Below are 12,510 nucleotides of genomic sequence, written 5' to 3' on the forward strand. Positions count from 1 at the left end.
TTGACGGAGAGTCACGGCGCTGGCGAGGGTGTCGCGGCGCCGGACCGCCCGTCGCACACACCGAACGGAGCCCCCGTGCACCACGCCCCGACCGCCGGCCCGCACGCGCGACCGGACACCGGGAGCGGCCGACGCGACGCCTTCGCCCCGCTGCTGCAGGACCCCCTCGCCGCCCTCTTCCGTGAGCACGTCCGCGAGGGCTCGAGCACCCACGGCGTCCCGACGGCGGGTGCGCCCGAGCCGATCACCGTCTACGACGACGGCGTCCCGCGGGTGAACCTGGGCAGCAACAACTACCTCGGCCTGGCCGGCGACCCGCGCGTCGTCGAGGCCGCCGTCGACGCGGTGCGCCGCTACGGGACCAGCACCTCCGGCAGCCGCGTCCTCAACGGCACCACCCGGCTGCACCTGCAGCTGGAGGAGGAGCTCGCCGACCTCTACGGCGTCGAGGCGGCGGTGCTGACCTCCTCGGGCGTCAACGCCAACGTGGCGCTGCTGTCGACCGCCTGCGCCCCCGGCGACGCGCTGCTCGTCGACGCGCACGCCCACGCCAGCGTGCACGCCGGCGCGGCCGCCAGCCGCGGCACCGTCATCCGCTTCACGCACAACAGCACCGACTCCCTGGCCCGCCGCCTGGCCCGGCTCGCGCCGGAGGCGGGCGCGGTCGTCGTCGTCGACGGCGTGTACTCGATGACCGGGGAGACCGCACCGCTGGCCGCGATCGCCGACCTGTGCGCCGCGTACGGCGCGCGGCTGGTCGTCGACGAGGCGCACGGCCTCGGCGTGCTGGGCGAGCACGGGCTCGGCGCGGCCGAGGCCACCGGCGCGCTCGGCCGGGTCGACGCGGTCACGCTGGCGTTCAGCAAGTCGCTGGCCAGCGTGGGCGGCGCGGTGCTGACCTCCCGGGCGGTGGCCGACGGCATCCGGGCGAGCGCGATGCCCTACGTGTTCAGCGCGGCCAACGAGCCCGCCGGCGTCGGCGCCGCGCTGGCCGCACTGCGGATCCTGCAGAGCGAGCCTGAGCGCCGGACCCGGCTGCAGGAGAACGGGAGGAAGCTGCGGGTGGAGCTGTCGGTGGCCGGCACGCCGCCGCTGCCCGGCAGCGGCGCGGTGATCGCCGTCCCGACCGGCAGCGAGGCCGCCACCGTCGCCGCCTGGCGGGCCGCCTACGAGGCCGGCGTCTACTGCAACGCCGTCGCCTACCCCGCCGTCCCGCGCGGCAAGGGCGTGCTCCGGCTGTCGGTCATGGCCACCCACACCCCCGAGCAGCTGCAGGCCGCGGCCGGCTCGGTGGCCGCGGCCGTGCTCGCCACCCGGGAGCCGGCCCGGGAGGAGCGGCACCGCGGGAGGCTCGCCGTCGCCTGACCGGTCAGGGCGTCAGCGCCGCGGCGAGCACCTCGGCGGCCGCCCCGCGGTCGCCGCGGACGGCGAGGCGCGGGTCGCCGAGCGCGGTGCGCCGCCACAGCAGGCGGGCGAGCGCCAGCTCGGGCCCGGCGACCTCGGCGACCGGCTCGCCGGGCCCGAGCACCCAGGACCCCGACGGCGAGGTGAGCAGCACCGCGCACCGCGGCGGCGCCGTCCGGCCCAGCCGGACCTGGCGCGGGTGCATCGTGTCGAGGACCTCGGCGACGCAGTCGGCGGCCACCCGCGGGTCGGCCCCGGCCGGCACCCCGCGGGCATCGGCGAGGTCGAGGCGGTGCACCAGCGTCTCGTGCAGCTGCCGGCGGGCCCACCACGCCGCCGTCACCGGGCCGACGAAGCTCGTGCAGGCCCGGCCGGGGTCCGCCAGGGCGGTGCGGAGCCCGGCCGCGGCGGAGGTGTAGTCGGAGGCGCGGTCGGAGGCATCCCGCACGAACGGCTCGTCGTCGGGCAGCGGCCCCTCCGGCCCGGTGCGCGCGCAGGCCGCCGCCCAGCGGTGGATGGCGGCGAGGTGACGGACCAGGTCCCCGACGCGCCACGGCGCGCAGCCCGGCACGGGGAGGCCGGGGTCGGCGTCCCGGGCCAGCGCGGCGAAGGCCTGCTGCTCGGCGGCGAGCGCGGCCGGCAGGTCGAGGGCGCTCACGCGGGGACGCCCGTGGCGACCCGGCCGAGGCGCGCGAGGTCGGCGCGCAGGCCGGCGGTGCGGTCGCGGTGGGCGGGCAGCAGCAGGGCGGCGAGCAGCTCCACGACCACGGGCATGCCGGTGAGGTCGTAGCGCTGGGCGATGCGGGTGCCGGTGGCGGTGGGCTCGAGGACCACGCGCCAGTGCGTGCGGTCGCGGTAGGGCCCGCCGGGGACGGTCCGCCAGGCGAGCACCCGCCCCGGCTCGACCTCGGTGACCTCGCAGACCCGCGCCCACCGCGACCGGCCCGACCGGTTCTCCCCCCGGAACCGGGCGCCCGGGGCGACCTCGCTGGACCCGGGCAGCCAGGCGGCCCGCACGCACTCGCCGCTCCACTCCCCGATCCGCGTCGGGTCGGCCAGCACCGACCAGACCGCCGCCGGCGGTGCCGCGACCTCGACCTCGACGCCCACCGACGGCGGGATGCGCAGGCTCACCCGGCGGATCCTGCCGCGTGGACCGCCGCCGTGGGGGCCTCGCCGCGCCCGCCGCCCCCGGGTCAGACTGGCGGCGTGCCGGACTGGGCCTGGACGCCGCTCGGCGTCGCCGCGGGCCTGCTGCTGTGCTGGCTGGCCCTGCTGGCGGCGCTGTGGGTCGCCCGGCCCGACGAGCTGCGGGCCCGCGAGCTGCTGCGGCTGCTGCCCGACGTGCTCCGGCTGGTCCGCCGGCTGGCCGCCGACCGCGGGCTGCCGCGCGGCGTGCGCGTCCGGCTGTGGCTGCTGCTGGGCTACCTCGCGCTGCCGGTGGACCTCGTGCCCGACGTCATCCCGGTCATCGGGTACGCCGACGACGCGGTCGCCGTCGCGCTGGTGCTGCGCTCGGTGGTGCGCCGGGCCGGGCCGGACGCCGTCGCCCGGCACTGGCCCGGCACCGAGGCCGGGCTCGCCGCGCTGCGCCGGGCCACGCGCCTGCCGGGTTAGCGCGGGGTCGACGTCCCCGGCCGGAAGGGCGCGCCGTGGCCGGGCACGACGAGCGTGGCGAGCTCCAGCACCCGCTCGCGCTGCTGCCGCAGCTGGTCGCGGTCGGGCGCGTAGGGGTCGTCGGCCGGGCCCTCACCGGTCCACCACAGGTGGGTCAGCGCGACGACGTCGTCCGGCGTGCCGACCAGCGTAGTGACGTCCTGCGGCGTGTGCCCGGGCGTGGCCAGCAGCCGCACCGCCGGGGTGAGCTGCACCCCGTCGGCCGGGCGGCGGGTGAAGACGTCGCCCTCGATGACCGACTGGAAGTCGTGCACCGGGACCACCGGGAACAGCGCGATGTTGACCGTGTGGTCGAGGTGGTGGTGGCTGACGACGACGTCGGTCACGTCCTCGGGTGCGACGCCGAGCGCCCGCATCGGCGCGAGCACCAGGTCGCGGTCGGCCACCATGCCCGGGTCGACGACGACCACCCGGCCGGCGTCGCGGACCAGGGTCACCGTGCCGGCGACGTTCGGCAGGCGGGCGTAGCCCTCGACGAGGACGTCGACGCGGGCGGTGCGGGCGAGGTCGGCCATGAGCGCACGCTAGGGCCGCTGCCCCGCCGGGGCGACACCACGCGGATCACGTGGACGCCGGGTCGGGACGTGGCGCATCATTGGCAGTCGAGGGCCCCGAGTGCCAGCCGGCGCCGGGCCCGCCCGTCCCACGCTCGACCAGGAGTGCCGCACCGTGCCCACGTACCAGTACGTCTGCACCAACCCCGAGGGCAAGCACCAGTTCGAGGTGGTGCAGTCCTTCACCGACGCCGCGGTCGCCGAGTGCCCGACCTGCGGCGCGCCCGTGCGCAAGGTCTACGGCTCGGTCGGCGTGGTGTTCAAGGGCTCGGGCTTCTACCGCACCGACAGCCGCTCGGGCTCCACCTCCAGCGAGCCGGCGAAGGCCTCGGGCTCCGCCGACTCCTCGTCGTCGAGCTCGTCCTCGTCGTCGTCGTCGAAGGAGTCCTCCTCGAGCTCCTCGTCGACCACCTCGTCCTCGGGCGGGAGCAAGGCCGCGGCCTCCTGAGCCGCGCCGTCCACACCCGGACGGCTCCTCCACAGCCTCCCGCCGAGCGGCCGACGGCGGGCGGCACCCGCCCAGGCTGGGCCGGTGCCCCGCCTGCGCCGGCCCCGGTCCCCTGTCCTGCTGCTGCGCCGCGTCCTCGCCGCGCTGCTCGTCGGCGGTGCGCTGCTGCTCGCGCTGCGCCCGCCCGAGGTGCCGCCCGCCGCGCCGGCACCGGGCACGCCGGTGGTCACGGCCGCGGCCGACCTGCCCGCCGGCTCGGTGCTCACCGCCGGGTCGCTCGCGGTGGCGGAGCTGCCGGTGGCCCCGGCGGGATCGGTGGCCGACCCCGGCGCGCTCGCCGGCCGGGTGCTCGCGGCGCCGGTGCGGGCCGGTGAGCCGGTCACCGACGTCCGCCTGGTCGGGCCCGGCCTGACCGCGCTGCTGCCGGCCGGCCAGGTGGCGGCCCCGGTGCGCCTGGCCGACCTGGGCGTCGCGCGCCTCGCCGCCGCCGGCGACCGCGTCGACGTGCTGGCCACCCCCTCCGAGGTGGTCCCGTCCGGCGCCGCCCGCGCCGACACGGTCGCGCGGGCCGCCCTGGTGCTGGCCGCGCCGGACGACGAGGGCCTGCTCGTGCTCGCCGTCGACGAGGACACGGCTGCCACTCTCGCCGCTGCCGCCACCACCGCCACGCTGACGTTGAGCCTGCCCGCCCCGCCGTGAGGGGATGGGGCACGTGCTCAAGGGCTTCAAGGACTTCCTGCTGCGCGGCAACGTGGTCGAGCTGGCCGTCGCCGTCGTCATCGGTGCCGCCTTCACCGCCGTCGTCACCGCGTTCACCGACTCGTTCCTCACCCCGCTGATCGGCCTGGTGGCCGGCGGCGGCGAGGTGGGCGGCACCTTCGCGGTGAACGGCCAGACGTTCACCTACGGCGCGTTCATCAGCCAGGTGATCACGTTCGTGCTCACCGCGGCGGTCGTCTACTTCGTCGTGGTGCTGCCGCTCGAGAAGGTCGCCGAGCGGCGCAGGCGCGGTGAGGAGGCCGGCCCCGTGGCGCCCACCCAGGTGGAGCTGCTCGCCGAGATCCGCGACCTGCTGCGCGCGCAGCAGGGCACCGGGCCGGGCGGGCGCCCCGGCGGACCGGGCGCCACCGCCCTCTAGTCGCGCCCTCTAGTCGCGCCCTCTAGTCGCTGCCCCAGTGGGGCGGGCGGTCCTCGAGGTAGCGCCGGTCGGGATCGGCGTCGTCGGGCCGCTCGCCCCAGCCGACGTCACGGTCGTCCGGCGCCCGCTCCACCGGAGCGGCCGGGGCCGGCTGCGGCTGCTCGGCGGCCGGCACGCCGAGGCCGTCGAGGACCTCCGCCCCCGGCAGCGCCGCCAGCACCGCCCCGGGCAGCGCGATCTTCGCCCCGCGGGTGCCCGACCCGACGACGACGAGGTCCGCGGCGGCCACCGCGGCGTCGACCAGCAGCGGCCACGACGGCGGCAGCCCCAGCGGCGTGATGCCGCCGTAGGCCATGCCGGTCTCGGCGACGGCGACGTCCTGCGGGGCGAACGAGGCCTTCCGCGCGCCCAGGTGCCGGCGGACCAGGCCGTTGACGTCGGCGCGGGTGGTGGCCAGCACGACGCAGGCGGCCAGCGCCGTCTGCCCCGCGCGGCGGGTGGCCACCACGACGCAGTTGGCCGACGCCTCCAGCGGGACGCCGTAGGCCTCCGTGAAGGCGGCGGTGTCGGCGAGGTCGTCGTCGACCGGCGCGACCCAGGCGGGGCCGGTCAGCGCGGGCAGCGCGGCGGCCACCGGGGCACCGAGCAGGTCGGCGCGGGCCACGGCCGGCTCCCAGGTGAGCGAGCCGAGGACGGGGGGCTGGTCGGTCGGGTCGGGCACGCCCCGATCCTGCCCCGTGGCCGGATCCGTGCGGCGGACGGCCCGATCACCGGCGGTGGGGACGCCGGCGACCGGCCAGGATGGGCCCATGATCGGCTCGTTGCACAGCGTCGTCATCGACGCGCCCGACGCCTACGCGCTCGCCACCTTCTACGCCGACCTGCTCGGGATGGAGGTGAGCACGGGCGCCCCCGGTGACGACTGGGTGGTGGTGACCGGGCAGGGCCACCGGCTGGCCTTCCAGCAGGCGCCGGACCTCGTGCCGCCGGACTGGCCGGACCCGGCGCGGCCGCAGCAGTTCCACCTCGACGTCTACGTGCCCGACATCGACGAGGCCGAGCCGAAGGCGCTCGCGCTCGGCGCGCGGAAGCTGCCCGGCGGCGGGGGCGACTTCCGCGTCTACGCCGACCCGGTGGGCCACCCGTTCTGCCTCGTCTGGGACGCCGCGTGAGCGCGGGGGTGCCCGGCGTCGACCGGTCCTCGGCCAGCGCGTTCGTGGCGGCGACCGGCTTCGACGTCGCGGAGGCCACGGGCACCCGGGTCACCGGCACCGTGGCGCTCGGGCCCGACCAGCACACGCCGTGGGGCGTCGTGCACGGCGGCGTCTACTGCGCGGTGATCGAGTCGGCGGCCTCGATCGGGGCCAGCGTCGCCGTCGCCGACCGCGGCCAGTTCGCCGTCGGGGTCAACAACAGCACCGACTTCCTCCGCCCGGTCACCGCCGGGCGGCTCGACGTCCTCGCGGAGCCGGTCCAGCAGGGCCGCACCCTGCAGCTGTGGCTGGTGCAGCTCACCCGCGCCGAGGACGGCAAGCTCGTCGCCCGCGGCCAGGTGCGGCTGCAGAACGTGCCGCTGCCCGGGGCCTGAGCACCGCGGGGCGCCGCGGCCCGGCGGCGCCCCGCCCTCAGACCAGCGGCAGCGCGGGCTCGCGGTAGGTGGTGCCGGCCAGCGACGGCGGCAGCACGTCGGGGTCGAGGACGACGGAGAAGAGCGCGCGCGGGTCCTGCAGCGTGGCCGGCGGTCGCGCCGCGGCGCGCGGCACCACGTGGTCCCAGCGGGCCGGGCGGCGGTGCGGCAGCAGCTCGCGGCCCTCGAAGAGGTAGTCGCCGAGCACCTCGCCCACCAGCAGGCCGGCGCCGTGCTCGATGGGCAGCGCCACGGGGTCGCCGGGGCGGATCTCGTCGAGGAAGGTCGACAGCTGGCGCAGGTCCTTGCTCGGCCGCCGGCCGGACAGCTCCTTGGCCAGCGCCCGCAGCTCTGCCGGCGAGAGCCCGGTGGCGTCGACGTCGACCCCCGACTGGGTGCCCAGCCCGACGACGCCGGCGGCCAGGCAGGCGCCGAGCTCGTTGTGCGCCCGCGGCCGCACGACCCACACCCGGGTGCCCTCCGGCTCGGGCGCCGGCGGGACGTCGTCGTGCCCCGGCCACAGGTAGGGCAGGTCGTCGGGCTCGACGCCGAACAGCGGCTCGAACAGCGGCCGGTAGAAGTCCGGGTCCTTGGCGAGCAGGTTCGACCGGTGCGAGCGGTGCACCGCCTCGTCACCCACCCAGGAGGGCAGCAGCCCGGCGCGCGCCAGCTCGTCCTGCGTGGCGTGCTCGACGTCGGGGGCGAACTCGGCGATCAGCGTGTGCGTGCTGTCGGCGAAGCCGCGCTCGCGCCACACCCGGACCATCGCGAGGCCGTAGACGACCAGCGCCGCCGTCCGCCCGCGCCACATGTGCACGACGGGGTGGGAGGTCCACCCGTAGTCGGGCAGCTCCAGGGCGCGCAGGACCTGCAGCGTCTCGACGCGCTGCTTGCCGAGCCGCGGCGAGTCCAGCAGCCGCGCGCTCTCCTCGAAGTCGGCCACCGGCAGGAAGGTCTGCATCGCGGGGCTTCCTGCCCGGCCCGGCGGCCGGTCAACCGCCGAGCGCGTCCAGTGCCGCCTCCCAGCGGGCGCGGCGGGCGTCGTCGTCCTGGTCCCACCAGGCCGGGCCCCGCTCCCCGAGCCCGGTCTTGGCCAGCTGCACCCGGTCGCGCGCGGCCCGGACGGCCTCCGGGTCGCCGGCCGTGCGCACCGCCGAGCGGGCGGCGCCGAGGTGGGACAGCAGCCGGGCGCGGACGTCGTCGGGCAGGGCCGGGTCGGCCTTCCGCCACCGCCGCCCGTCGACGACGATCCAGCGGCCGTCGTCGGTGTGCCCGACCTCCCGGCGGGTCACGCGCCGCAGCGGCGGGCGAGCTCCGGCAGCACCTCGCCGAGCGGCGCGTCCACCTTCACGTCGACCTTGGCGTCGCCGCGGGTCGGGCCGAGGTTGACCACGCCCACCGGGATGCCGAGCTCGGCGGCGCGCAGCACGAACCGGTAGCCGCTCATGACGGTGAGCGAGGAGCCGAGGACGAGCAGGGAGCCGGAGTCCTCGAGCATCCGGAAACAGGTGTCGACGCGGTCGCGCGGCACCGTCTCGCCGAAGAAGACGACGTCGGGCTTGAGCGGCCCTGACCCGCAGGCGCGGCAGTCGACCATCACGAAGCCGTCGAGCACCTCGTCGGGCAGCTCGGCGTCGCCGTCGGGGTTCACCTCGTCGGCGCGCGGGCCGAACGCCGGGTTCGCCGCCCGCAGCCGGCGGTGCAGCTCGGCGCGCGGGGCGACGTCGCCGCAGGACAGGCACACGGTGCGGTCGAGGCCGCCGTGCAGCTCGACGACGTCGCGGGCGCCGGCGGCCTGGTGCAGCCCGTCGACGTTCTGCGTGACGACGCCACCGAGCAGCCCGGCGCGCTGCAGCCGGGCGACGGCGGAGTGCCCGGCGTTGGGGCGGGCGGCGGCCATCTGCGGCCAGCCGACGTAGCTGCGCGCCCAGTAGCGGTGCCGCCCGCGCGGGTCGCGCCGGAAGGTCTGCCAGGTCATCGGCGTGTGCCGGCGCAGCGAGCCGGTGGCGCCGCGGTAGTCGGGGATGCCGGAGTCGGTGGACAGGCCGGCGCCGGAGAGGACGAGGACGTCGCCGTCGGCGACCAGGCCGGTGAGCTCGTCGAGGGCCGCCGGGGTCTCGACGGCGGGGAGGGCGGCGGTCACCGGCCCATCGTCCTCCGCGGGCGCCACCCCCGCCGCGACGTCAGGAGGAGGCGACGAGCTCCCGCTCGATGCGGGTGAGCAGCTCGTCGTAGACGCGCCGCAGCCCCTTGGGCGCGAAGGTGCGCTCGAAGAAGCCGCCGACGCCGCCCGCGCCGTCCCAGGTGGTGCGCACCCGCACGGTGCTGCCGTCGCCGGCGGCGGGCAGGACCGTCCAGGTGGTGACCATGGAGGAGCGGGTGTCGCGCTCGACCAGGGTGCCCTCGGGCTCGCTGACCTCCACGTCCTGCTCGCGCACGCGCTTGCTCGTCGCGGCGAACCGCCAGTGCACGCGGGTGCCCGCGCCCTGGCCGCCGGCCTCGACGCGGTAGTCGCTGAACTGCTCGGGCAGCGTGCGCGACCGGACGCCCGAGTAGTCGGCGAGGGCCGCGCGGACCCGGTCGACGGGGGCTCGGACGACGCGTTCGGCGGTGGCCACGACCTGTCCCATGCGGCCATCCTCCCCTGCCCGCTGCCGCCGGGCCGCGGGAGTGGCCGGGCTCACCCGTGCGGCGCCGGGCTCGCGGGTACCGACGGTGGGTGGACGCAGTGCTCTCCTCCTCCCGCGCCGGCACGGGCGAGCCCCTCCTGCTCCTGCACGGCATGGGCAGCTCGCGGCGCGACTTCGCCGCGGTGCTCCCGCAGCTGACCGGCCGCTTCGACGTGCTGGACGTGGACCTGCCCGGCGTCGGGTCCTCCCCCGCGCTGGACCGCCGGCCCACGGTCGCGGCGATCACCGACGCCGTCGAGCGGACGCTGGACGTGGAGGGCCTGGGCCGGGTGCACATGCTCGGCAACTCCCTCGGCGCCCGGGTCGCCCTCGAGCTGGCCCGCCGCGGTCGCGCGCTGTCGGTGGTGGCCATCGCGCCGTCGGGCCTCAACGTGCCGCCGGAGCGGCTCGTGCAGGGCAGCGGCATGGCCCTGGCGCGGGTGGTGATGCGGGTCGGCGCGCCGCTGGTGGGCCCGCTGTCGCGCTCGGCGCTCGGCCGGGCGGCCCTGCTGGCGCCGCTCAAGGCCCGGCCCTGGGCGACCTCCCCCGACGAGGCCCTGGGCGCGCGGGAGGGGTTCGCCGACTCCCGCGACTACTGGCGCACCCTGCTCTGGGCGCTGCTGGTCGACGTGCCGCGGGGCATGGACCGGATCGCCTGCCCGGTGACGCTGGTGCAGGGCGTGGCGGACTGGATCGCGTCGGGGCAGACGGTGCGCTACCTGCCGCTGGTCCCCGGCTCCCGTTTCGTCCCGTTGGTGTGGGCGGGCCACGCCCCGCAGTCCGACCGGCCGCGGACGATCGTGCGCCTGGTCGAGGAGACTGCGCGCCGGGCGGCTCAGCCCGGGGACTCCTCCGCGTCGAGGTAGCGGCAGCGGAAGCGGGCGCCGGCCATCGCCTCGGTGAAGCGGGCCTCCCAGGCGGGGTCGTCGGCCGGGAAGGTGGCGAACACGCGGTCCTCGAGCACTACCGGCTCGCCGTCCGGCCCGGGGCGGGAGCGCCGCAGCAGCACCCGGGTGACGCCGTCGACCTCGTCGTGCGCGGCGCCCCACGTCGCCCGCGGCGGCGCCGGGAGGGCGGGGCGCGCCGCCGTCCAGACCCCCAGCCGGGACAGCAGCAGGCCGAGCAGCACCAGCAGCACCACGATCTCGACCACCGCGAGCACCACGGACCGACGGTAGGCCCCGGGACGCTGCGCGGGGAGCCGCGCACTCCCCCGGTAGCCTCGGCACGCCCCGGGTCGGCCCCGCGCCGACGAGCCCCCGTAGCTCAGGGGATAGAGCATCGGTTTCCTAAACCGTGTGTCGCAGGTTCGAATCCTGCCGGGGGCACCAGCCCAACTGCTGGTCAACGCGATGACCAGCTCGATCCGCTGACCGGCGGGCCTCCCCGCTGGGGCCCTCAGTCCGCATCCAGTCCGCACGAGCGGCGTCCAACTCGCCACCGGACGGGATAGCACTACCGACCGGGCGTCCTCGCAGCCGACTCGTGGCCGGCGGCGGCTGGACCGCCCAGGCCGAGCCGCAGGCGGCCCCGGTGAGCAACGCCACGATGTGCGTCGCGGCCGACTGGTACCGGGGTCGGCATGGCGACCGCCATGCCGACCCTGGAAATCTTCAGGAGGCGTCAACCAGCACCCGGAACGCCCCGACCGACGCGAGGGCCCAGCCATCGACGTCATCGGGCGCTATGTGCTCGGCGTGCCAGTAGGGCGCCGTCAGCGTGGACCGGCCGACCGCCTGCGGTACCGCGAAGGGCAGGCTGCTGCACCACGCGAGCCGACCGACGAGGTTCGTTCCGATGGCGACGAGTTGCTCATACTCCTCTGACGGCTCCTGCAACGCTGCGCGCCGAACAGCGGGCACCACGCTGGCGAAGGCCAAACAGGTCTCGCTGACTGCCAGCGTCCAGAGGCCCTGGAGGTCAGCCCGACCGGCGCAGTCGTGCAGCTCGGTGAGCATGTCGAGGTCGTAATCGGTCATCCCCGTGAAGAGGCTTCGAATCCTCGCCGATTCCAAGACGAGCTTCGCGAGCAGGTCCCCACTCTGCAGGTCGTTGGCAACCGCGGTCTCGGAGAGGATCGGAGGCAGCTGCCACGGAGGCTCGGCACGGACGTCATCCGCCACGTACGGGACGCCGATTACGGCCTTCGGCGCCGGGGGTGCTAGTGCAACTGAGCCGATCGGACCTCGAGGGGCGGCCGAAGCCGGCACAGGGGGAAGCGCAGTGGCCGCACCGGACCGGGGCTGTGCAGGACCTCCCAGGACAGCCCGCTCGACCTGCGCCCAGATCTCAGGGGGACACGGCCCCGCGTAGCGACGGAAGTCGGCCCGCTTGAGCGGGATCCGTCGATCGATCTTGAGCCAGCTCGACTTCTCGCCCTCGTACCAGCCGGTCGAGTCCATCCACACATAGCCGGGACGCCCTGACTTGTCGACGCTCGTGATCATGAGGACGACGGCGCGCTCGCTGTTGGCGTCGATGACAAGGCACGGCCTGTCCTTGCTGTCCGCGACCTCCTCGAAGGGGACGTCGGCCCACCAGATCTCACCTACGGCCGGATCCGTATGCCGCGGACGGGCAAACCTAGTGAGAATCTTGAAAAGCAGGGGTGCACCACACCCGAGGAGGGGCCCAAGGGTCAAGGCGCCCTCGTCCGCGGGAGTGAGGAGAGTCAGCAGGCGCGTCACGAGAGCGCCACTCAGGACGAGGAGGAGACCCGACGTGACCGCCGCCCCAAGGATGCCGGCGAGGTCCAAGCGCCCGCCGGCCTTGCGGCTCATGATCAGGTGCCAGACGGCCGCTCCGACGAAGAGCAGCGGCAGCATGGTCACCGCGTCCACCGGGTCGGCGAACCGTGGCGACTCGGACACCCCGAGCACCCACCGGACGGCCTCAAACGCCGCCAGGCTCTTGAGGATTCCATAGACGGGCGTGGACAGCACCGCCGCGCCGATCAGCCAAAAAATCAGACGCATTACTCCCCCACTCGCTCA

Annotated in this window: 18 protein-coding genes and 1 tRNA gene; 9 read left to right on the forward strand and 10 right to left on the reverse strand. The window is 76.5% G+C overall.

Translation table 11 applies throughout. The annotated features are described in order from the left end of the window. The first annotated feature begins 75 nt into the window (after nt 1-75). Complete coding sequence (locus tag ACI79X_RS01115; RefSeq protein WP_457023570.1) at nt 76-1,365, forward strand: aminotransferase class I/II-fold pyridoxal phosphate-dependent enzyme; 1,290 nt, start codon at nt 76-78, stop codon at nt 1,363-1,365. Between the two features lie 4 nt (nt 1,366-1,369). Here the strand turns inward: ACI79X_RS01115 and ACI79X_RS01120 are convergent, their stop codons facing one another. Together ACI79X_RS01120 and ACI79X_RS01125 are read right to left on the reverse strand one after the other, a co-directional pair. Next, a complete protein-coding gene (locus ACI79X_RS01120) occupies nt 1,370-2,062 on the reverse strand; it encodes a maleylpyruvate isomerase family mycothiol-dependent enzyme (protein ID WP_457023571.1) in 693 nt (230 codons plus the stop codon). After that, complete coding sequence (locus ACI79X_RS01125) at nt 2,059-2,538, reverse strand: SRPBCC family protein (protein ID WP_457023572.1); 480 nt, start codon at nt 2,536-2,538, stop codon at nt 2,059-2,061. The genes ACI79X_RS01120 and ACI79X_RS01125 overlap by 4 nt, the downstream gene beginning before the upstream one ends. A gap of 75 nt (nt 2,539-2,613) precedes the next feature. On the opposite strand from ACI79X_RS01125, the gene ACI79X_RS01130 reads away from it, so the two are divergent. Beyond that, on the forward strand, nt 2,614-3,021 hold the full coding sequence (locus tag ACI79X_RS01130; protein WP_457023573.1) for a YkvA family protein: 408 nt from the start codon (nt 2,614-2,616) through the stop codon (nt 3,019-3,021). On the opposite strand, the gene ACI79X_RS01135 is transcribed toward ACI79X_RS01130, so the two are convergent. Further along, nucleotides 3,018-3,596, reverse strand: coding sequence for an MBL fold metallo-hydrolase (locus tag ACI79X_RS01135; protein WP_457023574.1), 579 nt, complete (start codon nt 3,594-3,596; stop codon nt 3,018-3,020). The two genes, ACI79X_RS01130 and ACI79X_RS01135, sit on opposite strands and share 4 nt — an antisense overlap. Before the next feature lie 154 nt (nt 3,597-3,750). On the opposite strand from ACI79X_RS01135, the gene ACI79X_RS01140 reads away from it, so the two are divergent. From ACI79X_RS01140 to mscL, 3 genes are all read left to right on the forward strand, one after another. After that, on the forward strand, nt 3,751-4,083 hold the full coding sequence (locus tag ACI79X_RS01140) for an FmdB family zinc ribbon protein (protein ID WP_457023575.1): 333 nt from the start codon (nt 3,751-3,753) through the stop codon (nt 4,081-4,083). 84 nt (nt 4,084-4,167) lie between these two features. Further along, nucleotides 4,168-4,782 carry a Flp pilus assembly protein CpaB gene (gene cpaB / locus ACI79X_RS01145; protein ID WP_457023576.1) on the forward strand — a complete coding sequence of 205 codons (615 nt, stop codon included), beginning with the start codon at nt 4,168-4,170 and terminating at the stop codon, nt 4,780-4,782. 4 nt (nt 4,783-4,786) lie between these two features. After that, nucleotides 4,787-5,221 carry a large conductance mechanosensitive channel protein MscL gene (mscL, locus tag ACI79X_RS01150; RefSeq protein WP_457023577.1) on the forward strand — a complete coding sequence of 145 codons (435 nt, stop codon included), beginning with the start codon at nt 4,787-4,789 and terminating at the stop codon, nt 5,219-5,221. Between the two features lie 22 nt (nt 5,222-5,243). Here the strand turns inward: mscL and ACI79X_RS01155 are convergent, their stop codons facing one another. Beyond that, nucleotides 5,244-5,942: a YbaK/EbsC family protein gene (locus ACI79X_RS01155; protein WP_457023578.1), complete on the reverse strand. Its 699-nt coding sequence runs from the start codon at nt 5,940-5,942 to the stop codon at nt 5,244-5,246. Between the two features lie 88 nt (nt 5,943-6,030). On the opposite strand from ACI79X_RS01155, the gene ACI79X_RS01160 reads away from it, so the two are divergent. Further along, on the forward strand, nt 6,031-6,393 hold the full coding sequence (locus tag ACI79X_RS01160; RefSeq protein WP_457023579.1) for a VOC family protein: 363 nt from the start codon (nt 6,031-6,033) through the stop codon (nt 6,391-6,393). Next, nucleotides 6,390-6,809, forward strand: coding sequence for a PaaI family thioesterase (locus ACI79X_RS01165; RefSeq protein WP_457023580.1), 420 nt, complete (start codon nt 6,390-6,392; stop codon nt 6,807-6,809). The genes ACI79X_RS01160 and ACI79X_RS01165 overlap by 4 nt, the downstream gene beginning before the upstream one ends. A 37-nt stretch (nt 6,810-6,846) precedes the next feature. Here the strand turns inward: ACI79X_RS01165 and ACI79X_RS01170 are convergent, their stop codons facing one another. From ACI79X_RS01170 to ACI79X_RS01185, 4 genes are read right to left on the reverse strand one after another with little or no spacing between them, the layout of a single operon-like run. Next, nucleotides 6,847-7,809: an MSMEG_6728 family protein gene (locus ACI79X_RS01170; RefSeq protein WP_457023581.1), complete on the reverse strand. Its 963-nt coding sequence runs from the start codon at nt 7,807-7,809 to the stop codon at nt 6,847-6,849. A 31-nt stretch (nt 7,810-7,840) separates the two neighbouring features. Next, entirely contained in the window at nt 7,841-8,140 is a 300-nt protein-coding gene (locus ACI79X_RS01175) for a biopolymer transporter Tol (RefSeq protein ID WP_457023582.1), read from the reverse strand. Next, nucleotides 8,137-8,991 carry an NAD-dependent protein deacetylase gene (locus ACI79X_RS01180; protein ID WP_457023583.1) on the reverse strand — a complete coding sequence of 285 codons (855 nt, stop codon included), beginning with the start codon at nt 8,989-8,991 and terminating at the stop codon, nt 8,137-8,139. The genes ACI79X_RS01175 and ACI79X_RS01180 overlap by 4 nt, the downstream gene beginning before the upstream one ends. A gap of 40 nt (nt 8,992-9,031) precedes the next feature. Further along, entirely contained in the window at nt 9,032-9,478 is a 447-nt protein-coding gene (locus ACI79X_RS01185) for an SRPBCC family protein (RefSeq protein ID WP_457023584.1), read from the reverse strand. An 89-nt stretch (nt 9,479-9,567) separates the two neighbouring features. Between ACI79X_RS01185 and ACI79X_RS01190 the strand changes: the two genes are divergently transcribed. Next, a complete protein-coding gene (locus ACI79X_RS01190; protein ID WP_457023585.1) occupies nt 9,568-10,383 on the forward strand; it encodes an alpha/beta fold hydrolase in 816 nt (271 codons plus the stop codon). Here ACI79X_RS01190 and ACI79X_RS01195 read toward each other — a convergent pair. After that, complete coding sequence (locus ACI79X_RS01195; protein WP_457023586.1) at nt 10,353-10,682, reverse strand: hypothetical protein; 330 nt, start codon at nt 10,680-10,682, stop codon at nt 10,353-10,355. The genes ACI79X_RS01190 and ACI79X_RS01195 overlap by 31 nt on opposite strands. 90 nt (nt 10,683-10,772) lie before the next feature. Here ACI79X_RS01195 and ACI79X_RS01200 point away from each other — a divergent pair. Continuing rightward, nucleotides 10,773-10,848, forward strand: a tRNA-Arg gene (locus ACI79X_RS01200). A 282-nt stretch (nt 10,849-11,130) separates the two neighbouring features. Here ACI79X_RS01200 and ACI79X_RS01205 read toward each other — a convergent pair. After that, nucleotides 11,131-12,492, reverse strand: a complete 1,362-nt coding sequence (locus ACI79X_RS01205) for a type II toxin-antitoxin system PemK/MazF family toxin (RefSeq protein WP_457023587.1) — start codon at nt 12,490-12,492, stop codon at nt 11,131-11,133. Nucleotides 12,493-12,510 lie beyond the last annotated feature (18 nt).

The sequence above is a fragment of the Geodermatophilus sp. SYSU D01119 genome (genome assembly GCF_054049975.1).